Raw genomic sequence first — 21,199 nt, 5'->3', positions numbered from 1 at the left:
CGAGCGTTTTCAGAGTGGCGGCGATGTAGGTTCGGGGTGGGGGCTAGTCAATCAAAGCCATCTTCTCCCGCGAAGGCAGGAGCCCGGTCCGTTTCTTGCTGCCGGCAGGCAACTGGACCCCGGCTTTCGCCGGGGAACAGCTTACAGAACGCCTTCAAGCCATGCGGCAAGCTGGCTCTTGGGCATCGCTCCGACCTTCTGCGCGACCGGCTCGCCATTCTTGAACAGCAGCATGGTGGGGATCCCGCGAACGCCATACTTGCCCGGCGTATCGGGATTTTCGTCGATGTTGAGCTTGGCGATGGTAACCTGCTCGCCCATGGTCTGGCTGAGTTCCTCCAGCGCCGGGGCGATCATCTTGCAGGGACCGCACCACTCCGCCCAGAAGTCGACGAGTACGGGCTTGTCGGCGCCCAGGACATCGGTTGCGAAGCTCTGGTCGGTCACGGTCTTGGTCATGGGGAGGTCGTCTCCTGATTCGAGTTGACGCCCATATGGGTCGGGTGCCCGACGTCCTCAAGCGGAAGAAGGATCAGCCGCGGCCCGCTGGTGTAGAGCAGAGCGGCCTCGATCCGCTTGCCGGGGAAGATGATGCCAAGCGCCTCGGCATAGGCGGCCATCTGCCGATAGTGGCTGTCGGGCACCTGCCGAAGGCTCGCCGGGACCGATCGCCCGGTCTTGAAGTCGACCACCCGGACGACCTCGTCTGACACGCTCAGGCGATCGACGGTGCCGGCGATGACGGTGCCATCGCGCAGGGTCGCGGCAATCGGCGCCTCGGCCAATGCGTCGGGCGCGAACAGCGCGCGATGGGCCGGATCCTCAATCACTGACAGCGCCGAATCGACCAGCTCGACCCGCTGCGCGAAGTCGCCGACCGCGGCGTTGCGCTCGAGCCATGCCAGCGCCGCCGCCCGCCGCTCGGACGGCACGGTGGCGGGAAGCCGCTCGAACAGCGCGTGGAGGAGGCGACCGCGCTCGGCCGCGGCGCGCAGACCCGGTCCCGGTGGCGGGCTGCTCTCGCGGTCGGGGCTGAGCTGCGAGGGCGCCAGCGGACGCGGCGGGCGCGCCTCGACGGGAGCCGGGTTCCGCGCCCACTCGGGCAGCACCCTGGCCGGAAGCTCGATCCTGCGCCGTTCGGCCACGAGTACCGGCGGGCCGTGCCGCGCCAGTCGAAGCGTGCCGTCGTCGAGCACCTCCGCGCCGAGCCGCTCGAGCGCCGAGCGGACCTTGGCGTGCCAGCTCAGCGGCTTGATCTCGCCCCGCCGCGGTTGCAGCCCACCGACGATCAGTCGCTCGGCCGCGCGGGTCAGCGCGACATAGCCCAATCGCAGATGCTCCTGCCGGTCGCGCTCCTTCTCTTCCTCGACCCGGCTGGTGAAGGGCTCGCACAGCTCGGACTTGCGCGGGCGGATCACCGGGAAGCTCCCCTGCCCGCCGTCGATCAGCAATGGCGGGTTGATCGCGCCGAGCTGGTCGGGGTCGGCGGTCGCATCGGCGATGATCACCACCGGCGCTTCCAATCCCTTCGCGCCGTGAACGGTCATCACCCGAACCGCATTGTGCCGGGCGTCGGGATCGCGCTTCACCTCGACCTCACCGCTGGCGAACCAGTGGAGGAAGCGCTGCAGGCCGGCGCTCTCCTGCGCCTCGAAGGTCAGGGCCGCGGCGACCAGCTCGCCGATCGGATCGCGCTTGTCGCGCCCGAGCCGACCGAGCAGCTTACGGCGGCCATCCATGGCGCCCGACAGGATCCGTTCGAGGAAGGCATGCGGGCCCTCATAGTCAGCCGCGGCAAGCAGCTCCTGGAGGCTCGCCCGAGTGGTCGCATAAAGAGCGTTCTCATCCCGCCGCCGGCCAAGCTCGACCCACAGGCGCGCGCGATCGCCATGGGCAAGGCCGTAGAGCTCGTCCTGGCTCCAGCCGACCAGCGGCGAGACCAGCAGCGCCGCCAGGTTGAGGTCGTCGAGCGGCTGCACCGCGAACTGCATCGCGGAGAGCAGGTCGCGTACCGCGAGCGGCTTCGACAGGGTCAGCCGATCCACCCCGGCGGTCGGAACCCCATGCTCGGCCAGCCGCGCGACCAGCAATCCGGCAAGGTTGCGGGTCCGAAGCAGGACCAGGATGTCGCCGGCGGTCAGCGGCCGCCGGGTCGAGGCGAGCAGCGGCGCCTCCTCGATCAATGCGGCGATACGGGCGGCGAGGCTGTCGGCATAGGCACGCCGATCCTCATCCTCCCATTGCTCCTCGCCGTCGTCCTCCTCGGCCTCGGGCAGTTCGAGCGAGAAGGGCACGAGCAGTTCGACCGAGCCGGGCCGGGAGGCATGGAAGGCGCGGTGCGGCTCGAGCGGGCGGGTCAGTCCGAGCGCCTCGGGACCATCCTCGCGAAGCACCTCGTCGACGAGGTCCAGCACCGCCTGGCTCGAACGGAAGCTGGCGGTGATCGAGAGGTCCTTGAACGGCAGCGGCCCGCCCTCGGCAGCGGCGCGGAAGTAACGCTGGGCGGCGTCGAACTCCTTCGGGTCGGTGCCCTGAAAGCCGTAGATCGCCTGCTTGAAGTCGCCGACGATGAACAGGGTGCGATGCTCGGACCCGCTCCCCTGCCCGGCCCAATATTCCTCGACCAGCGCCTTCACGATCGCCCACTGGGCGGCATTGGTGTCCTGCGCCTCGTCGACCAGCAGGTGGTCGGTCCGCCGGTCGAGCTTGAACCTGACCCACTCGCCGATCCCCGGCTTCGCGAGAAGGTCGCGGGTCCAGCGAATGAGGTCGTCGAAGTCGGCGAGCCCCCCGGCGCGCTTGGCCGCGGCATAGGCCACTCCGAAGCGCGCACCGGCGCGAAGCCCGGCGGCCATCGTCCGGATCAGCGCGTCGCGGCGGAGCAGCGAGAGCAGCTCCTCCAGTTCGGCGCACAGCCGGTCGCAGCCTTCCTCGGCCTCCGGCCAGTGCTTGATCAGCGACTTGACCTTGCGCCGCTCACCCTTGCCGGTCAGCAGCGTGGCATGCGCGAAGTCCGAAAGGTCGGCGCAGCGCTGGTCAGAGGGAAGCGCAAGCCAGGCCTCGATCCGCTCGACCATCTTCTGCCCGCTCGCCGTGCCCCAGGTCCGGTTGGCTTCGACGAATTGCTGCAGCGTGTCGCAATCGAAGACGTCGTCGTGGCAACGCCGCGCGACCAGCTCCTGGATGTCCTCCGGCGGGAGCCCGACCAGCCCGCGAAGCGCGGGTTCAACCGCCTCGGGGAGCCGGAAGGGTTCGAGCCCCTCGCTCGCCGCGCACTGCCGCAAATAGGAGCGCACCTGCTCCTCGCTCATCCGGTCGGCGAGCACCTCGAGGTCGGCGAGGAAGGCGCGGTCGGTTCGGTCCGACTGCTCGGCGAGGGTGGCGAGCGTACGCTCGACCAGCGCCTGCTCCTCGCGGCCCTCGATCGGGCGGAAGCCGGCACCGATCTCGGCTTCGGCAGGGAAAGCCGACAGCAGGGTCTGGCAGAAGCTGTGGATGGTCTGGATCCGGAGCCCGCCGGGACAGTCGAGCACCCGCGCGAACAGCGAGCGGGCGGTTCCCAGCGCCTCCCTGCCCGGCTCGGCCCCGATCGCCTGCAGCGCGTCCGCGAGATCGTCGTCGTCGAGCCGTACCCAGGCGGCAAGCTGGTGGCCGACCCGCTCGGCCATCTCGGCCGCGGCGGCCTTGGTGAAGGTCAGGCAGAGGATGCTTTCGGGCGCCGCCCCGACCAGCAGCAGGCGGAGCACTCGGGCGGTCAGCACCTGGGTCTTGCCCGTCCCCGCGCTCGCCGACAGCGAGGCGTGGATGAAGGGATCGACCGCCGCCAGCTGGTCGGGCTGGAGCTTCTTGGGTTTGGTGACGCGCGCCATCTTGGGCTTTCTCTTAGCGCTTCCGTCCCGGATGCCCATGCGTTTATGGGGGCGCATCAAGAGGAGATTGACGCGTGGCAGCCAAGGACAAGACAGGTGCAGACAAGGGCAGCGAGGGAACGCCGTTCAAGGCCGGAATCGCCGTCGGAATTGGCTCCGCCGCGATCGTCGCCGCCCTCCTCTATGCCCGCTCGCACAAGGCCAAGAAGAAGTAGGCGGGCCTAGCGCTTGCGCCCGGCCCACTCCTCCAGCCGCATCAGCTGATCATAATCGTCGTAGCGGGCGTAGGCGGGGCGAAGCTTGGCGGTGAAGGCATCGTCGCCGGTTAGCCAGCGCCCGACCGCCTCGGCGAACACTTGTCGCGCGGTGGCAAGGAAGGCGGCGGGGTCGCCCTGGTCCATTGCAAGGCGGTAGCCGGGCCTCTTCGCCCCCTTCTTCTCGCGCGCCAGAGACCAATATTCGAACCCGCCGGCTGCCCCGCGAAGCTCGCGGAATCCATCGGCCTCGGCGATCATGCCGAGCAGCCCGAGCTGGAGCGCGAAACCTTCATCGACCTGCTTCTGGGTCGGCGGACTGCCGGTCTTGTAGTCGAGGATGACGAGGCGCCCGTCCGCGCCGCGGTCGATCCGGTCTGCGCGGCCATATAGCCGCACCCCGGAGATGGTCGCTTCGCCCGCCGCCTCCGCCTCGAGCGGCCGCCGACCCTCGTCCTGCTGGCGAGCCTCGATCCCGGCGAAGTTGCCGATCGCCTCGATGAGGCGCGGTCCCCATAGCGCGCGGAGCATCGGGTGAATGTCGTCGGCGGCGAGCAGCAGGCGGGCGCGGTCGAGCAGCCGGTCGGGCGCGCAGGCGTCCTCCTTCAGCCACTGCTCCATCATCAGGTGGACGAGCGTCCCCTTCCAGCGTGAATCCTGATCGGCCTCGAGGGGATCGAGCGCACTCAGGCCAAGCATCGTGCGGGCATAGAAAGCGAACGGGTCGGACTTCAGTCGGTCGAGGTCGGTGACCCGGATCTGCTTGGGCCGCTCGGCGACCGGCGGGCGCGGAGCGGGTTGCTTGGCAGGCCGCTCCTCGGCAGGCTCATCAAGCGCCGCCGCATAGCCTTCGAGCCGCCGGTCGCGCGGGAGGCCGCCGGTCAGCGCCTGCAGGCGAAGCAGCAGCCGGCTGCTGACCGTCGGCGAACGGCCGTCGCGGCGGGCGCGGGTCAGGAGCACCTCGGGGGCGCAGAGCAGGCTCGCGAAGTCGTGCGCGGCAAGCCCGATCCTCGTGTCGGGCGCGGGGAGCTCCAGCTCCTTCTTGAGTTTGACCGGAAGCCACGGATCGGGAGCCGGGGTCGCGGGCCAGCTGCCCTCGTTGAGGCCGCCGAGGACCATCAGGTCGGTCTTGACCAGCCGTGCCTCGAGCAGGCCGAGGATCTGCACCCGCGGGTGCTGCCCGTAGGGAGGACGGATCGCCTGTCCGTCGAGCAGCAGCCGGAGCAGAGGCACCGAATCCTCGGCGAGGACGCCGAGTGCCGCGGCGCTTGCGCTCGCCTCGACCTCGGCAAGGAGATCGGCGGCGGCGCGGCCCGCGGGTCCGCTCCACAGCGCATCGCCGGCAAGCGCGGACCCCGCCTCGCGCAGGCGGCCGGCGAGCGCGGCAAGGTCGAGCGGGCCGTCGAGCATGGTTTCGAGCGGCTCGACGGCGGGCCGGAGCCGCTTCCACGCCTCACCCAGCCCGCGCAGCCGCGAACCCTCGACCATCCGGTCGATGCCCTCGATCCCGGCAGCAGGCCTCGGTCCGCGGAGGCCGAGATCGAGCGCGCGCACATCGTCGAGCCACTCCTTGCGCCCCTCGCCCGAGCGGACCAGCGGATGGCCGAGCATCCCCAGCAAGGAGACCGGTCCGAGCCGCTCGGCGGCCGCCCCTGCGATGGCGAGCAGCAGGGTCCCCGGCGGGGTCTGGCCGAGCGGGGTTCCGGCACTGTCGTCGGCGACGATCTCCCACCGGCGGAGCAAAGCGCCGACGCGGCGGGCAAGCGCTCGGTCGGGGGTCACCAGCGCGGCGGTGCGGCCCTCGACCTCGAGCGCCTCGCGCAGCGCGAGCGCGATCGCCTGCGCCTCCGAAGCGGGGTCGGGCAGGATGGCGAGCCGCACACCGCCGAGCGAGCGGTCACTGCGCCCAGCCTTTTGCCATTCATGACTGAACCGTGCCGCAGTGAGCGCCAGACTGGCGACCCGGGCACGGCCCGAGCGCTTCCGGCTGTCCGGGTCGATCGGCCACGCCTCGACCTCGGCGCGGTTCACCCCCATCCGTCCGAGCAGAAGCTTAAGATGATATTGCGGATGGGTCGGCTCGTCGCGCTCCCCTTCCTCGAGGCCGAGCGCTTGCCATTGCGCGTCGGACAGCAGGTGCCGGTCGGCCAGTCCGGGCAGGACCACCGCACCCTCGGGCATCGCCGCGACCACGGCGAGCAGTTCGGCGATCGACTTGGCCGACGTCGTGATTCCGGCGGCGATGGTGAAGCCGTCCGGCGGAACCGCCTTCCACCGCCGCGCGGTGTCACGAAGCAAAAGGTTGCGGCGGTCGGCAAGGTCGATCCGTCCGAGCGCGCGCAACTGCGCTGGCCATTCGTCGAGGATGACCGACAATTGCTCGAGCGCATTGGTCTGGTGGAAAGCGAGATCGGCGTTGCCGGGCTCGATCTGCCGGAGCCTGGCGACCTCCACTTCCTCGATCAGAAGCTGGTCGAGCGTCCGGGCCAGCTCGCCGGCCAGCCGCCATGCCTCGGCGCTCGATCCCCCGCGTCGGCGAAGCACCGCTCGGGCGAGCTCGGCCTGTCGGGTGAGCGGGTCGATCGCCGGCGGAACGGCGGGGCCGCTCGGTGGCTCGAGCGCGCCCCCGATCCGCTCGTCGAGCGCGGGATCGCCGATCGGGATCAGCCGCGGAAGCAGAAGCCCCGTCCCGCTCGCCCGGACGAAGGCCTCGGTGACGGTCCGCACCGCGCGGGCGTTGGGAAGCAGGATCCGGCCTCGGGCGAGCGCCAGCGGATCGCCGGCATGGCGCCGGACCAGCTCCCTGGCGAGCGCGTCGGCGAAGCTCGCCTGTGCGGGAATGGAAAAGACGCGGCGGCGGCCGGCGTCAGTCGCGCTCAAGCGCCTGCTCGGTGGCGGTGATCGCCGCAGGGGTTCCGACGTCGAACCAAAGGCCCTGGTGGACGACCCCGAAGCAGCGACCCTCGAGGATCGCCTTGTCCCACAGGAGGTTGGTCGAGAAGGGCCCGTCGGGTGCTCCGTCGAGCAGCCGCTTCGCCATCAGCTGGATGCCGGTGTAGACGAACGGCGCCACCCTGCCCTTGGCCCGACGCCGCACCCGTCCGCCCGGATCGAGGTGGAAGTCGCCGACGCCATTGTGGTTGCCGGCGCGGGCGAGCGGGACCAGCAGCAGCAGCGCGTCCATCCGCTCGGAGTCCCAGTGGCTGGCGAGCAGCTTGAGCGTGTCGCTCGGCCCATCGACCCAGTAATTGTCGCTGTTGACCGCGATGAACGGATCGCAGTCGATCTGCGGCAATGCGCGGACGAGCCCGCCGCCGGTCTCGAGCAGCAGCTCGCGCTCGTCGCTGATCGCCACGTCGAGGTCACGGCAGCGCGCCTTGAGGTGCGCCTCGAGCGAATCGGCGAGGTAGTGGACGTTGACCACCACCCGCTCGACCCCCGCGGCGCGAAGCCGATCGAGGACATGGTCGAGCAGCGGCTTGCCCGCGACCTCGACCAGCGGCTTGGGCCGGGTCGCAGTCAGCGGGCGCATCCGCTTGCCGAGCCCGGCGGCCATCACCATCGCGGTCCGGGGGACTTCGGCCGGAATGTCGGGACGAAGCCGAAGCGCGCGATGGATGGTGGCGGTCATCAGGCGTTCTCCAGCCAGGGGGCGACCCGCGAGGCGGTGGGCACGTTGGCATCGAACCAGCGCCGCACCGGCGCCAGTCCGGGCGCGGCGAGGTCGCGCTCGAGCAGCCCCCACATGCGCGGCTGGAAGCGGCGGTAGCCGGGCTTTCCGTCGCGCTTCCACAGGCGGCAGAAGACCCCGAGGATGCGAGTGTTGCGCTGCGCCGCGAGCGCCCAATAGGCCCGCTCGAAGACCTCGCCGCCGCCGGTCGCCTGCGAATAGCGGTCGATCATCGCACGCTCGATCGCCGGAGTGACATCTCGCCGCGCGTCCTCGAGCACGCTTGCGAGGTCGTAGGCGGGATGCCCGGCGAGCGCGTCCTGGAAGTCGAGCAGGCCGAGGTGCGCGGTGCCCTCGCGGCCGCCGACCAGCATGATGTTCTCGGCATGGAAGTCGCGCAGCACCGTGACCGGACCAAGCCCGTCGGCCGCGACCGGTGCAAGCACCTCTTCCCATGCCGCGCGATAGGAGGCGCGATCGACCTCGATCCCGACCGCCGGCGCATACCAGTCGGGGAACAGGTCGAGTTCGGCCAGCCATTCGGAGAGCCCATGCGGAGGAAGCCCGTCCATCGGCGCATGCCCGTGCAGCGCGACCAGCAGGTCGGTCGCGAGCTCGTACAGCTGCGCCTCGCGGGTGGGCGCCTCGTCGAGCGTCTCGCGAAGCCGGTCGTCACCGAGGTCGGCGAGCAGCAGCAGTCCCGCCTCGAGGTCGCGGCCGAGGATGTCGGGCGCGCTGAAGCCGCGCCCGCTGAGCCATTCGGCGACCGCGATGAACGGACGCGGATCCTCGTGCGGCGGCGGCGCATCCATCAGGACCGCGCGGCGGCCCTGGTGATGGACCCGGAAGTAGCGACGGAAGCTCGCATCGCCGGCAAGCGGCTCGATCCGGGCGCCCTCCCAGCCGCAGCGGGCAAGGAAGTCGGGCGCGCTCGGCGGCGGAATCATGGTCGGGGAAGCGGCGGTGGCCATCGCCCTTCCCATGACCGCGGGACCTCCCAAGTCAAGGCACGGCGGCCATCCGGAGCCGGCGTCAGGACGAGCCGCAGCGCCTGTGGCCAGGCCGCCTCACCCGCGCGCTCGGGCCACTCGACCAGCAAGACCCCGCCGTCGAGCGCCTCGTCGAGCCCGAGCTCCTCCAGCTCGCCGGGATCCTCGACCCGGTAGAGGTCGGCATGGGTCACCGGAAGCGCGAGCCGGTCGTAGGGTTGGACGATGGCAAAGCTCGGGCTCGGCACCTCGCCCTCGTGGCCGAGCGCGCGGAGCACCGCGCGGGCCAACGTGGTCTTGCCCGCACCAAGCTCGCCGTGGAGCGCGACGACATCGCCGGGCCGGAGCGCTGCCGCCAGCGCCGCGCCGACGTCTGCCATCTCGGCCTCGGTCAGCTGCCGCATCAGCGGCTTCCACGCGGGAGGCTGATCAGCACGTTGGTCCCCTGCCCCGGCTGGCTCGACATCTGAACCGTGCCGCCATGGGCCTCGATGAACTGGCGGGTCAGCGGGAGGCCGAGGCCGAGCGCCGCCTCGCCGCGCACCTCGCCGAGCCGGGTGAAGCGCTCGAACACCTGGCTTTGTGCGTCGGGGGTGAGGCCCGGACCCGTGTCCGACACAAGGATCTCGGCCTGACCGTCGTCGCCGCGGGTCACCACCCGCACCTCGCCCTTCTCGGTGTAGGCGATGGCATTGCGCAGCACATGTTCGAGGCTCTCGCGGAGCCGGCGGCTGTCGCCAAGAACCGAGCCCGTCCCTTCGCCCACCGCGACCTTGAGCTTGAGGCGCTTGGTCCGCGCCGCCGCCTCCATCCCCTCGGCGACGCTGCGGACCATTCCGGCAAGGTCCACCCGCTCGCGCTCGAGCGCGACCTCGCCCTTCTCGCCCTGGGTGAGGTCGAGCACGTCGTCGATCAGCCGCGACAGGCGCGCAACCGATTCGAGGATGGCGGAGACATAGTCGCGGCCGCTCGCGCTGAGCTCGCCGGCATAACCGCCGTTGAGCATCTCGGCGAACCCGCCGATCGAGGTCAGCGGGGTGCGCAGCTCGTAGCTCATATTGGCGACGAAGTCGGTGCGGACCTTGTCGGCCTGCTCGAGCGCTTCCGCCCGCTCGCGAAGCGCGGACTCGATCCGGCTGCTGTCGGTGACGTCGATCATCGTGAAAAGCGCATTGCCGTCGGGCAGCGGGACCGCGGCGAAGGCAAAGTGGCGCCCGTCGGCAAGGCTGATCCGGCCCTGCTCGGCGCGCCGTTCGGTGGTCGCCGCACGAACCAGCTCGCGAAGCCGGGCGGCGGCGGTCGGGTTGACCAGTCGCGCAGCGAAGGCCGGGACCAGCTCGTCGACCCGCGGATGCTCGGCGAGCCAGCTCTCCTCGAGGCTCCAGAAGTCGCCGAAGCGGCGGTTCCACAGGTAGAGCCGCCCGTCCGACGCGAACACCGCGACGCCTTCGAACAGATTGTCGAAGGTCGCGGTGCGCACCCGCAGCAGCGTGTCGCGGGCGCTCGCCAGCCGGACCTGCTCGGTCCGGTCCTCGAAGATCAGCCGCAGGCTTCCATCGGGCAGCGGCTGGCCGACGACCCGCAGATGGTCGCCGTTGGCGAGCACCCACTCCTCCTCATGCGCTTCCTCGGCCGAGGTGAACCAGCCGCGCCGCTCGGCCTTCCACTCGGGAAAGTCGCGGACCTCGGGCAGTCGGTGGTTCTCGCGCATCCGCTCTAGCAGCCGGTCGAACTCGGGCTTCTCGTCGAGCCACTCATGCTCGATCCCCGAGAGGATGGCGAACGGCCGGTTGTAGAAGGACAGGCTACGATCGGGGTCGAACTGGACCGCGCCGGCCGTCATTCGGTCGGCGAGCTCCCGCTGGCTGGCGATGTAGCGGTCGAGCTCGAGCCTCGCGTCCTCCAGTTCCTGGATGTCGACCGCATAGCCAGCGACCGCGCCACCGGGGAGCGGCACGTCGACCAGCCGGAGCATCCGCCGCTCGCCGCCGATCGTGGCAGGCTGGTGGCGCTCGATCGGCCGCCCCTCGGCGACCGCCTCGACCGCGCCCTGGCGGGCACTGTCGGCGCGGGCGCTCTCGACTAGTTCGATGCCGCGCTTGACCACTTCGTCGGCGTCGGTTGCCTCGACCGCGGTGACGAAGGCACGGTTGACCAACGCAAGCTGGAGGTCCTGGCCGCGCACCCACATCGGGAACGGCGCCGCCTCGATGAGGTGGGTGAGCGCGTCGAATGCCTGTTCGGTCGCGGCGAGGCGAGCAGACAACTCGCTTCGCTCGGCTGCGGCGGTACCGCTGTCGGACAGCCACAGGAGGATGGTCCCGGGCGGCGAACCCGGTGGCGCGGCGCCCCCGCGCACATCGAGGATCGTCGCCGAGCCCGCAATCCGCACGAGTGTCTCGACCCGTTCGCCCGACAACACCGCCGGGGCGAGCAGCTCGCGCAGCCGTGAAATGTCGTCGCGGTCGAGCCCATGATCCTCGCCGGCCAGCGCCTCGAGCGCCGGCAGCGACGACGCCATTCCGAGCTCCTGCGCGAGTGCGGAATCGAGCTCGAGCGAACCGTCGGGGTGGATCAGCAGCGGCCGCGTCGGGCTCGCCTTCAGCAGGTCGCGGGCAAGCCGGTGGGCGGCCTGGGCTTGATGCGCCCGGCGGAGCTGGCGCGCCGCGACCAGGATCAGCAGCGCGGCGGCGAGCAGGCACAAGGCGGCGATGCCCGCCAGGGCCACGCCCGTCTCCCCCGCCCAGCCGCTCGTCATGCGAAGGTCATAGCGAGCCGGATCGGCAAATGGGAAGGATGTTCGACCCTTATTCGGCACGCGCCGCAAGCGGATACGAAAACAGCCGCCGGATCGCTCCGGCGGCTGTCATTCGTTGGTCGGTGTCGGCGCTTAGAAGCCGGCGCGGCCCAGCGCCTTGTCGATCGCTGCCGAGAAGTTCACGAAGAACGTCCGGCCGCGAAGGTCGTAACCAGCGCCCAGCGGCACGTTGCCGAGGAGGTTGGTGTAGTCCGCCGAGATTTCCGGCGGCTTCTTGTTGAACAGGTTGCGGATACCGAAGGTGATCGAGAAGTCGTCCGACTCGTAACCCGTCGCCACGTTGTTGAGGTAGTAGTTCGGGGTCCGGTAGAAATACTTCTGCGGGGTCAGGCCAAAGCCGGCGGCATAAGCCTGGGCGTCGGTCTTGCCGATCCACTCCATCGACCAGCGGAAGAAGACCGGGCGAACGGTGTAGGACGCATCGAACGTGCCGGTGTATTCCGGATTGTTGATGAGGCCGATGACGTTCAGCGGGGTCTGGGTCGGGAAGGTGCGGTTGTAGCGGTTGTTGAACTTGGTGATCGCCGCACCCGCGCGGAACCGGCCCGGGCCGATCTCACGAGCATAGCGAGCATTGAAGTCCAGACCCGAGACATACGCGTCCGAGATGTTCACGTAGCTCTGGATCACGCGCAGGGTGCCCGCGCCGTCGGCGGCGAAGTTCGAGCGCGTGATGAGGTCGCAGGTGGTCCGCTCCGGGTTGGCGTAGCACTGGCTGAGCACGTTGGCCGCGGTCAGCTGCGAGACGCCGTTCTCGACCTTCACGCGGAAGTAGTCGAGGCTGATCGACAGGTCGCCGAAGTTCGGGCCGAAGAAGTTCGGCTGGAACACGCCGCCGAAGGTCAGCGCCTTGGAGGTTTCGGCCTCCAGGCCCGCCTCGGCGCCGCCGACGCCCACCACCGTGATGCTGCTGCGCTGACGGAAGGTGTCGGCGAAGCCCGGGCCGGTTCCGACCGGAAGGCCCTCGCTGATGCAGCGGTCACGGACCAGCACGTTGGTGACCGAAGCGAGGTTGTCGCAGGGGTCGCCCGTCGAGCCGAGGAAGCCCGTGGTCGCGCCAAGGAACTGCTCGAACAGCGCCGGGGCGCGGTAAGAAGTGCCGTAGCTGCCGCGGAACGAGAGCCAGCTGGTCGGCGAGAGCAGACCACCGACCTTGTAGGTCGTCTGACCGCCGTACGACTTGTAGTCGGTGTAGCGAGCCGAGGCGTTGATCGTGAACTCACGGATCAGCTGGTTGCGGAGCACCGGGATTTCGACTTCGCCGTAATATTCGATCACCGAGTCCTTGCCGACGGTCGGCGTGGACGAGGTGAAGCCGGCGAGGTTGTTGCGAACGCTCTCGGGGCTCGGCTGGTCGTTGATCGAGGCCTTGCGATACTCGATGCCGAGCGCGACCGAGAGGTCGCCCGCCGGCAGCTTGAGCAGCGAACCATCGACGTTGAAGGCCGTCGTGGTCTCGCGATACTTGGTGTTACCGGTGACCGGATCGGTGATGTAGTCCAACCAGGCCGCCGGGAACTGACCGCCGACAACGGCCGGCGAAAGCACCGGAGCCGCGACGCAGCCGCCGATCGGGTTGCGGCAGACGAAGGTCCCCGGGGTGGCGCCGGCAACGACGTCGAGCGACGCGTTGAGGCGGTCCTGGAGGATCAGGTCGGTGGTGTAGTCCGAGTCCGACCAGCTCTTGCCGACGAAGAAGTCGTAGCGCCAGTCGCGGAACGGCAGGTCGCCGCGAACGCCGCCGTTGAGGCGGGCGAAGTCGACGGTCTGACGGTTGTTGTAGATGCCGTAGTCGGCGAACACGCGGACACCGACCGAGACCAGCGGGTTGGCCGCCTGCGGGCCGAGGAACGCCACCGGGTAACGCAGGCCGACCGGGATGAGCGGGCTGCCGAACGGATAGTCGATGGTGAACTGGCGCTGCTGGTCCTGCTCCGACTTGCGGCGGTTAAGCAGCACTTCGGTGTAGAATTCGGCGTTGCCGAGCGCGCTGCTCTCGTAGGCGATCTGGCCGAAGGCGGTCAGGATCTTGGCCGGCGAGATCAGGTCTTCGCGAAGCGAGTTCGGCGAAGAGGTGTCGCGGATGTTGGTGCTGAGCGCACCGCCGCCGACGCACTCGTAACCCGGGACCGGGCCGGTGGTGACCAGCGGGTTCGGACGGAAGCGGTTGCAGGTGCTGGTGTAGCCCGCGGGGACTCCCGGAGCGAGCACGATGCCGCTGGTCGGGGTGGCGTTGAAGTTCGGCGTACCGATCGTGTTGACGGTGGTGCCGCCGTTCTCGAGCGGGAAGCACTTCGGCTGGCCGGTGCGCGGATCGATGAAGTCGCCCGCACCGAAGTCGCTGCCGTTGGTGCCGTAGAACTGGGTCGGGCAGCGGGCGAACGAGACGTCGCCGGTGCGGATCCGGTCACGGTTGAAGTACTCGACCGAGCCCGCGACGCGCAGACGGTTGTTCGTCCAGCCGCCAGTCAGCGAGTAGCGGCGGCTAGTGCCGGCGCCGATCTGCGGGGCGTTGTGCTGGACCTCGGCGACGAGGCCGTTGATGCGCGAGCGGGTGACGATGTTGATGACGCCCGCGATCGCGTCCGAACCGTAGACCGACGAAGCGCCGGTGTTCAGCACTTCGATGCGGTCGATCATCGCGTTCGGGAGAACGTTGAGATCGGCCGAACCGACCGAGCCGCGGGAACCCGCCGGAGCGACGCGGCGGCCGTTCAGCAGGACGAGCGTGCGCGTGGTGCCGAGACCACGAAGCGAGATGGTGTTGACGCCCGGGCCACCGTTGGTGACGAAGCCGCCGTAGGTGTCGTTGATCTGCGCGGTGCCGCCGGTGACGGCGGTCGACTGCAGGATTTCCGCGGTCGAGTTGAAGCCCGACTGGGTGGCTTCCTTGCGGGTGATCAGCTGGATCGAGTCCGCGGTGTTGAACTGGTTGCGACGAATGCGCGAACCGGTGACCAGGATTTCCTGCTCGCCGGCGGCATTGCGGGTCGTCGGAGCGCCCTCGGCATTGGTGGAGCCGGCGGTGTCACCAACCTGCTCGTCGTCCGGGCAGCTTGCGCGCTCGGGGGTTCCCGGAGCGGCCTGGCAGGCATTGTTGTTCGGGGTCGCCGGAGCGGGCGACTGAGCAAAGGCCGGAGTTGCCAGGCCGAGCGACAGCGCGAGTGCGGACGCGGACAAAGCAAGCGTAGGTTGGAAGCGCATGAACACGAATCCTGTTTGGAGAAACCGATGACGGCGGCATGCCCGACACTTCGTTTCTTGCAAACGGTTAAGGTTCCAGTGGCAACAAAAGACTTAGGTTTGTGACATTGATGACACAATTTACATGAGTGTCCGCGAGAGCGCTGTGGCTTAACGGTCCGGTTAACGGCAACGCGCCGGAGGGCCTCGATCCGCCCTCAACTGCTCCTCCGGCTACCCGCGCGGGGGTTTCCTTGGAACGGGGGGTCGGCTAGGGGCCGCGGCGACCGCCCGTGGCGCGCATTTCGCGCGCGAGCCGGCAATCACCTTGTTCACAGACGATCGGAGACAACAGGCCGTGGCCACCCAGACCCTCACCCGCGACTATCTCGTCAAGGACCTCGGCCTCGCCGACTTCGGCCGCAAGGAGATCGAGATCGCCGAGACCGAGATGCCCGGCCTGATGGCGCTCCGCTCGGAATATGGCGCCGCCCAGCCCTTGAAGGGCGCGCGGATCACCGGCTCGCTCCACATGACCATCCAGACCGCGGTGCTGATCGAGACGCTGACCGCGCTCGGCGCCACCGTCCGCTGGGCGAGCTGCAACATCTTCTCGACCCAGGACCATGCCGCCGCCGCCATCGCCGCCACCGGCGTCCCGGTGTTCGCGGTCAAGGGCGAGACGCTCGAGGAATATTGGGACTATGTCGTCCGCATCTTCGACTGGTCGAAGGACGGTGACGACACCACCTGCAACATGATCCTCGACGACGGCGGCGACGCCACCATGTTCGCGCTGTGGGGCGCGCGAGTCGAGGCGGGCGAGACCCTCTTCACCCCGTCGAACGAGGAAGAGGAAATCTTCGCCGCGACGCTTACCCGCTTCCTCAAGGAGCGTCCGGGCTACCTCACCAAGACCGTCGCCGCGATCAAGGGCGTCAGCGAAGAGACCACCACCGGCGTCCACCGGCTGTACGAGCTCGCCAAGCAGGGCAAGCTCCCCTTCCCGGCCATCAACGTCAACGACAGCGTGACCAAGTCGAAGTTCGACAACCTCTACGGCTGCAAGGAGTCGCTGGTCGATGCGATCCGCCGCGGCACCGACGTGATGCTCGCCGGCAAGGTCGCCTGCGTCGCCGGCTTCGGCGACGTCGGCAAGGGCTCGGCGGCCTCGCTCCGCAACGGCGGCGCGCGGGTCATCGTCACCGAGGTCGACCCGATCTGCGCGCTTCAGGCCGCGATGGAAGGCTATGAGGTCGTGACCATGGAGGAAGCGGCGCCCCGCGCCGACATCTTCGTCACCGCCACCGGCAACATGGACGTCATCACGCTCGATCACATGCGGGCGATGAAGAACATGGCGATCGTCTGCAACATCGGCCACTTCGACAGCGAGATCCAGATCGGCGCGCTCAACAACATGAAGTGGACCGAGATCAAGCCGCAGGTCGACGAGGTCCAGTTCCCCGATGGCAAGAAGCTGATCGTGCTCTCGAAGGGTCGCCTCGTGAACCTCGGCAACGCCACCGGCCACCCGAGCTTCGTCATGTCGGCGAGCTTCACCAACCAGACGCTGGCCCAGATCGAGCTTTGGACCGCGTCGGAGAAGTACGGCAACGACGTCTACGTCCTGCCCAAGCACCTCGACGAGAAGGTCGCCGCGCTCCACCTCGACAAGCTCGGGGTCAAGCTCACCACCCTCAGCGACAAGCAGGCCTCCTATATCGGCGTCACTCCGAAGGGCCCGTTCAAGCCGGAGCACTATCGTTACTGAGAAAGGTTCCCGCCTTTGAAAAAGAAAGAGCCTCGCTCCCCACGGAGCGGGGCTCTTTCTCTGTGTAGCGTATCATTTGCTGTTGCAGTCGTGTGACAGGGCGGAGTCCGGGCCGAGCGAAAGTTAACTAAGTGATTTGCCCGACACTGACCGGCGACTAGGGGAGCGCATCTGATTGAAGCGATTAGGATTGTTTCGAATGCGGAATGCTCGGTTGACGCTTACTACCTCGTCCCTCGCGATTGTTCTCGGCGCCATGGTCGCCACTCCTGCAGCGGCCCAGGACGCGGAAACGCGGGCCGACACCACGGCTACCCAGCCGGCGAATGTCCCGGTCCAGACCCAGAACCCGGACTGCCCCGACCAGAACCAGGACGGCGTCTGCGACCCGGCCTCGACGCTCAGCAATGCCGACACCAGCGCCCAGTCGGGCGAGACCGTCGTCGTCACCGGTTCGCGCATCCGCCGCGACGAGTTCAGCACCACCGAGCCGCTGACTGTCATCACCGCCGAGGAAATCACCCAGTCGGGCTTCAACAGCGCGACCGACGCGCTGCAGAGCGCCGCCGTCACCCAGGGTGCCTCGCAGATCAACAATGCCTACGGCGGCTTCGTCACCGACGGCGGCACCGGCGCCAACACCCTCGGCCTGCGCGGCCTCGGGCCGGCGCGTACCCTGATCCTGCTCAACGGCCGTCGCCTTGCGCCGGGCGGAACGCGTGGCTCGGTCCTTTCGGCCGATCTCAACGTCCTCCCGACCGCGATCATCGAGCGCGTCGAGGTCCTCAAGGCCGGCGCCTCGTCGATCTACGGCTCGGACGCCATCGCGGGCGTCGTCAACATCATCACCGACCGCAAGCTGACCGGCCTCTCGATCGATGCCCAGGTCAACGTGCCCGAGCTCGGTGATGGCGTCGACAAGCGCATCGCTGCCACCTTCGGCATCCAGGCTCCGCGCCTCAGCGTCATCGGCTCGGTCGAGTATCGCAAGCGTGCCGCCATTGCCCGCAACCAGTCCAAGTTCCTCCGCTGCCCGATCGGCGGCTTCCTCGACGGCGAGGGTTCGGAATTCGGCTCGGGCGACTTCATCGATCCGGCCACCGGCGAGCCGAAGTGCTTCACGCTCGACAATGGCGGCGTGACCATCAACACGCTCGGCATCCCGACCCGTGACGGCATCGGTCGCACCAGCGGCCTTCCGGGCCGGTTCAACCGCTTCGTCCCCGCCCCCGGCCAGACCACCGGTCCGTTCCCGGGCTTCCTCGGCGTCGGAACCTTCGATCGCGACACCTTCGATCCCCGCCAGGAGTTCGAGCCGCTGATCACCGGCACCGAGATCATGACCGGTTATCTCGCGACCACCTATGACTTCGGCTACCTCGGCAACAGCGAGCTCTACGGCGAAGTCCTCGCGACCCGCCGCAAGTCCTCGTCGCCGCTCTATCGCCAGCTCGCGCTCGACTATCTGACGGGCAGCCCGCTGCTTCCCGCCAACATCCGGAATGGCATCCTCGCCAATCCGACCGAGACCTCGAGCGGCCGTACCGTCGCGGCCCGTGCCTTCATCGGCTACGGCCTGACCGACAGCCGCCAGAAGGTGGACTATGTCCGCGCCTCGGGCGGCATCCGCGGCGACTTCTTCTTCAACGACTGGCGCTACGACCTTTACTTCGGCAAGTCGTGGAACGACGGCCAGTACGAGATCGAATCCTTCCTCACCGACCGGATCGCGAACTCGACCAACGTCGTTCAGAACGCCGACGGAAGCTTCAGCTGCGCCAGTCAGGCGTCGAACCGCAACTGCGTCGCCGCTCCGGCGCTCAGCGCAGCGGTCATCGGCGGCCAGCTTCCGCAGGACTTCCGCGACTACATCACCGACAACACCATCGGGAACACCAGCTTCCGCGAGACCACCGCTTCGTTCGGGGTCGACGGTCCGCTCTTCTCGCTTCCGGGCGGCGAAGTGCAGCTGGCGCTCGGTGCCGAGTATCGCAAGCAGTCGATCAACGACCAGCCTGACCAGAACTCGATCGACGGCAACCTGTTCGGCCTCACCGCTGGCACCCCGACGGTCGGCAAGGACAGCGTCCGCGAGATCTTCGGCGAGCTCTACGTCCCGATCGTTCGCGACAAGCCGTTCCTGTATCGCCTGAACGTCAACGGCTCGGTCCGCTACACCGACTACAAGTCGTACGGCGGCGACACGACCTACAAGATCGCCGGCGAGTGGGAGCCGGTGCGTGGCCTCGGCTTCCGCGGCAGCTACGGCACGTCCTACCGTGCCCCGGCGCTCGCGGAGCAGTTCCTCGGTGCCACCAGCGGCTTCCTCGGCAGCGACAGCGATCCGTGCTCGGCCCTGGCCGATCCTTCGGAGCAGTCGCCGACGGAACAGCGGATTGCGGCCAACTGCGCCGCGATCGGCCTTCCGGCGGACTTCGAGCAGCGCAGCGGCATCACCGTCTTCCGGGTCGGTGGCGCTCAAGCGGGCCTCGAAGCCGAGACCTCGAAGAACTGGTCGATCGGTGTCGTCGGGCGTCCCCCGATCCCCGCCTCGATCGGTCAGCTCAGCCTCGCGCTCGACTATTTCAACATCAAGGTCGAGAACGGCGTCAGCGATCTGTCGGGTGATACCATCCTCAACCGCTGCTACTCGGCCGAGAACTTCGATCCGACCGCGGGCTTCTGCCGCTTCGTCCAGCGTGACTCGAACAACGCGCTAACGGTGACCAGCAGCTTCGTGAACCTGTCCGAGAGCATCGTGAAGGGCTACGAGTTCAACGGCCGCTTCTCGACCAAGGCGATCGGGCCGGGCACGTTCATCTTCAACGCGAACGTGACCAAGTACACCGAGCAGTCGAGCCGGCTGTTCCCGGAAGAGTTCCTGTCGGACTCCAACGGCATCGTCACCTCGCCGGACTGGGTTGGCAACTTCGACGCCAGCTATTCGACCCGCAAGCTCACCTTCCGCTACGGGCTCGACTGGATCGGCGGCGATCGCGAGAACACCTACAAGTTCTTCGCGTTCGACAACCTGACCGGCATCACCGATCCGGAACTGGTCCAGCTCTACAAGGACAACTACTACCTCGAGACGAAGGACTATTTCCTCCACAACGCCTCGGTGCAGTTCGACGTGTCCGACCGCTACGAGTTCACGCTCGGCGTCCGGAACCTGTTCGACAAGGCTCCGCCGCGGATCTCCGCCATCGGCTTCAGCACGATCGGCAACGCGCCGCTCTACTCGGGCTACGATCTTGTTGGACGGACCTTCTTCGCCAACGTGAACTTCAAGCTCTAACCGGCGCGAAGCTCAGCAAACTCTGGGAGGGCCTCGGGAAACCGGGGCCCTTTCCTTTTGCGCTACGAAATTAAGGGCGGCGGGCGGCGGCTGCGCGCCCGGGATTCAGGCCGCGCCGGTCTCGCTGGCGAGCAGGCGGGGATCGATCCCCTGGGTCTTGAAGGCGGCCGACCAGCGCTCGTCGCTCGGGGTGTCGAACAACAGCGCTTCGCTTCCGTCGCAGGCGAACCAGCCGTGGCGGGTCATCTCTTCCTCGAGCTGCCCTGCCCCCCAGCCGGCATAGCCGAGTGAGATCAGCCAGCGGCTCGGGCCGCGACCCTCGGCGATGGCGCGGAGCACGTCGACCGTGCCGGTCATCGACCACAACTTGCCCGCGGTGCCGACGACCGACAGCGTGTCCTCCCCGCCCCAGTCGTCCGAGTGGAGCACGAAGCCGCGGCCAGGCTCGACCGGGCCGCCATGGTGGACCGCCGCATCGGGCGCGACCCCCGGATCGATCTCGAGCTGCTTGAGGAGGCCGCGGAGCCGGATCCCGGCACGCTTGTGGCTGATCCCGATTCCCACCGCGCCATTCTCGTCGTGGATGCAGAGCGCGGTCACAGAGCGCTCGAAGCGCGGGTCGGCCATGCCGGGCATTGCGAGCAGCAGCTTGCCGGACAGGAACGGCGGTTGGTCCATCACCCCCATAGTGCCACGCCCCGGCACCGGCACAAGCCTTGTTGCCGTAACGAACGGTAGGTAGAGCGCCCCTGCACCACCCCCTTGCACAGGAGTCCTCCCCCATGACCATCCAGGTCGGCGACCGCCTTCCCGAAATGCCGCTCACCATCGCCACCAGCGAGGGTCCCAAGCCCACCACCACCGCCGACTATTTCAACGGTCGCAAGGTCGCGCTGTTCGCGGTTCCGGGTGCCTACACCCCGACCTGCTCGGCCAAGCACCTGCCCTCCTATGTCGAGAAGGCCGAGGAACTGCGCTCCAAGGGCGTCGCCGAGATCGCCTGCACCAGCGTCAACGACGCCTTCGTCATGGCCGCCTGGAACAAGGAACAGGGCAGCGAGGACATCACCATGATCGCCGACGGCAACGGCCAGCTCGCCGAGGCGCTCGGCCTGACCATGGACGGCTCGAAGTTCGGCATGGGCCAGGTCCGCTCGCAGCGCTATTCGATGATCGTCAACGACGGCGTCGTCGAGCAGCTCAACGTCGAGGCTCCCGGCGAATATAAGGCGTCGAGCGCCGAGACCCTGCTCGAGCAGCTCTAAGCAAGAGCCCTCCACGAGGGCCGGAGCCCGGGAACAGGCATCGCCCTGCCCGAGGCTCCGGCCTTCGCCGGATCGAGGA

At 68.5% G+C, this 21,199-nt stretch carries 13 protein-coding genes; 4 read left to right on the top strand and 9 right to left on the bottom strand.

Annotation, left to right across the window (positions count from 1 at the left end; genetic code table 11):
• Nucleotides 1-141 precede the first annotated feature (141 nt).
• Both trxA and addA read right to left on the bottom strand, forming a co-directional pair.
• A complete protein-coding gene (gene trxA, locus ABD727_RS06750; RefSeq protein ID WP_344706626.1) occupies nucleotides 142-459 on the bottom strand; it encodes a thioredoxin TrxA in 318 nt (105 codons plus the stop codon).
• Nucleotides 456-3,869, bottom strand: a complete 3,414-nt coding sequence (gene addA, locus ABD727_RS06745) for a double-strand break repair helicase AddA (RefSeq protein ID WP_344706625.1) — start codon at nucleotides 3,867-3,869, stop codon at nucleotides 456-458. The genes trxA and addA overlap by 4 nt, the downstream gene beginning before the upstream one ends.
• Nucleotides 3,870-3,943: 74 nt before the next feature.
• Here addA and ABD727_RS06740 point away from each other — a divergent pair, with 74 nt between their 5' ends.
• Nucleotides 3,944-4,084, top strand: a complete 141-nt coding sequence (locus ABD727_RS06740) for a hypothetical protein (RefSeq protein WP_344706624.1) — start codon at nucleotides 3,944-3,946, stop codon at nucleotides 4,082-4,084.
• 6 nt (nucleotides 4,085-4,090) lie between these two features.
• On the opposite strand, the gene addB is transcribed toward ABD727_RS06740, so the two are convergent.
• The 6 genes from addB to ABD727_RS06710 form a co-directional block, all read right to left on the bottom strand.
• Nucleotides 4,091-7,003: a double-strand break repair protein AddB gene (gene addB, locus ABD727_RS06735; RefSeq protein ID WP_344706623.1), complete on the bottom strand. Its 2,913-nt coding sequence runs from the start codon at nucleotides 7,001-7,003 to the stop codon at nucleotides 4,091-4,093.
• Nucleotides 6,990-7,754, bottom strand: a complete 765-nt coding sequence (locus tag ABD727_RS06730) for a nucleotidyltransferase family protein (protein WP_344706622.1) — start codon at nucleotides 7,752-7,754, stop codon at nucleotides 6,990-6,992. The genes addB and ABD727_RS06730 overlap by 14 nt, the downstream gene beginning before the upstream one ends.
• The gene (locus ABD727_RS06725) at nucleotides 7,754-8,764 is read right to left on the bottom strand and encodes an aminoglycoside phosphotransferase family protein (RefSeq protein ID WP_344706621.1); all 1,011 of its coding nucleotides are present in this window, start codon (nucleotides 8,762-8,764) and stop codon (nucleotides 7,754-7,756) included. Before ABD727_RS06725 ends, ABD727_RS06730 begins: the two co-directional genes overlap by 1 nt.
• Nucleotides 8,737-9,186 carry a tRNA (adenosine(37)-N6)-threonylcarbamoyltransferase complex ATPase subunit type 1 TsaE gene (tsaE, locus tag ABD727_RS06720; protein WP_344706620.1) on the bottom strand — a complete coding sequence of 150 codons (450 nt, stop codon included), beginning with the start codon at nucleotides 9,184-9,186 and terminating at the stop codon, nucleotides 8,737-8,739. Before tsaE ends, ABD727_RS06725 begins: the two co-directional genes overlap by 28 nt.
• A complete protein-coding gene (locus ABD727_RS06715; protein ID WP_344706619.1) occupies nucleotides 9,186-11,540 on the bottom strand; it encodes a sensor histidine kinase in 2,355 nt (784 codons plus the stop codon). Before ABD727_RS06715 ends, tsaE begins: the two co-directional genes overlap by 1 nt.
• Nucleotides 11,541-11,672: 132 nt before the next feature.
• On the bottom strand, nucleotides 11,673-14,804 hold the full coding sequence (locus tag ABD727_RS06710; protein ID WP_344706618.1) for a TonB-dependent receptor domain-containing protein: 3,132 nt from the start codon (nucleotides 14,802-14,804) through the stop codon (nucleotides 11,673-11,675).
• A 337-nt stretch (nucleotides 14,805-15,141) separates the two neighbouring features.
• Here ABD727_RS06710 and ahcY point away from each other — a divergent pair, with 337 nt between their 5' ends.
• Both ahcY and ABD727_RS06700 read left to right on the top strand, forming a co-directional pair.
• Complete coding sequence (gene ahcY / locus ABD727_RS06705; RefSeq protein WP_344706617.1) at nucleotides 15,142-16,557, top strand: adenosylhomocysteinase; 1,416 nt, start codon at nucleotides 15,142-15,144, stop codon at nucleotides 16,555-16,557.
• 256 nt (nucleotides 16,558-16,813) lie between these two features.
• Nucleotides 16,814-19,855 carry a TonB-dependent receptor domain-containing protein gene (locus tag ABD727_RS06700; protein ID WP_344706616.1) on the top strand — a complete coding sequence of 1,014 codons (3,042 nt, stop codon included), beginning with the start codon at nucleotides 16,814-16,816 and terminating at the stop codon, nucleotides 19,853-19,855.
• 105 nt (nucleotides 19,856-19,960) lie between these two features.
• On the opposite strand, the gene ABD727_RS06695 is transcribed toward ABD727_RS06700, so the two are convergent.
• Nucleotides 19,961-20,533, bottom strand: coding sequence for a YqgE/AlgH family protein (locus tag ABD727_RS06695; RefSeq protein ID WP_344706615.1), 573 nt, complete (start codon nucleotides 20,531-20,533; stop codon nucleotides 19,961-19,963).
• Nucleotides 20,534-20,637: 104 nt separating this feature from the next.
• Between ABD727_RS06695 and ABD727_RS06690 the strand changes: the two genes are divergently transcribed.
• Complete coding sequence (locus ABD727_RS06690; RefSeq protein WP_344706614.1) at nucleotides 20,638-21,120, top strand: peroxiredoxin; 483 nt, start codon at nucleotides 20,638-20,640, stop codon at nucleotides 21,118-21,120.
• Nucleotides 21,121-21,199: the final 79 nt, after the last annotated feature.

This window comes from Sphingomonas swuensis (assembly GCF_039538045.1).
In the GTDB taxonomy this organism is placed as follows: domain Bacteria; phylum Pseudomonadota; class Alphaproteobacteria; order Sphingomonadales; family Sphingomonadaceae; genus Sphingomicrobium; species Sphingomicrobium swuense.
This window is presented reverse-complemented; position numbering and strand designations above follow the sequence as displayed.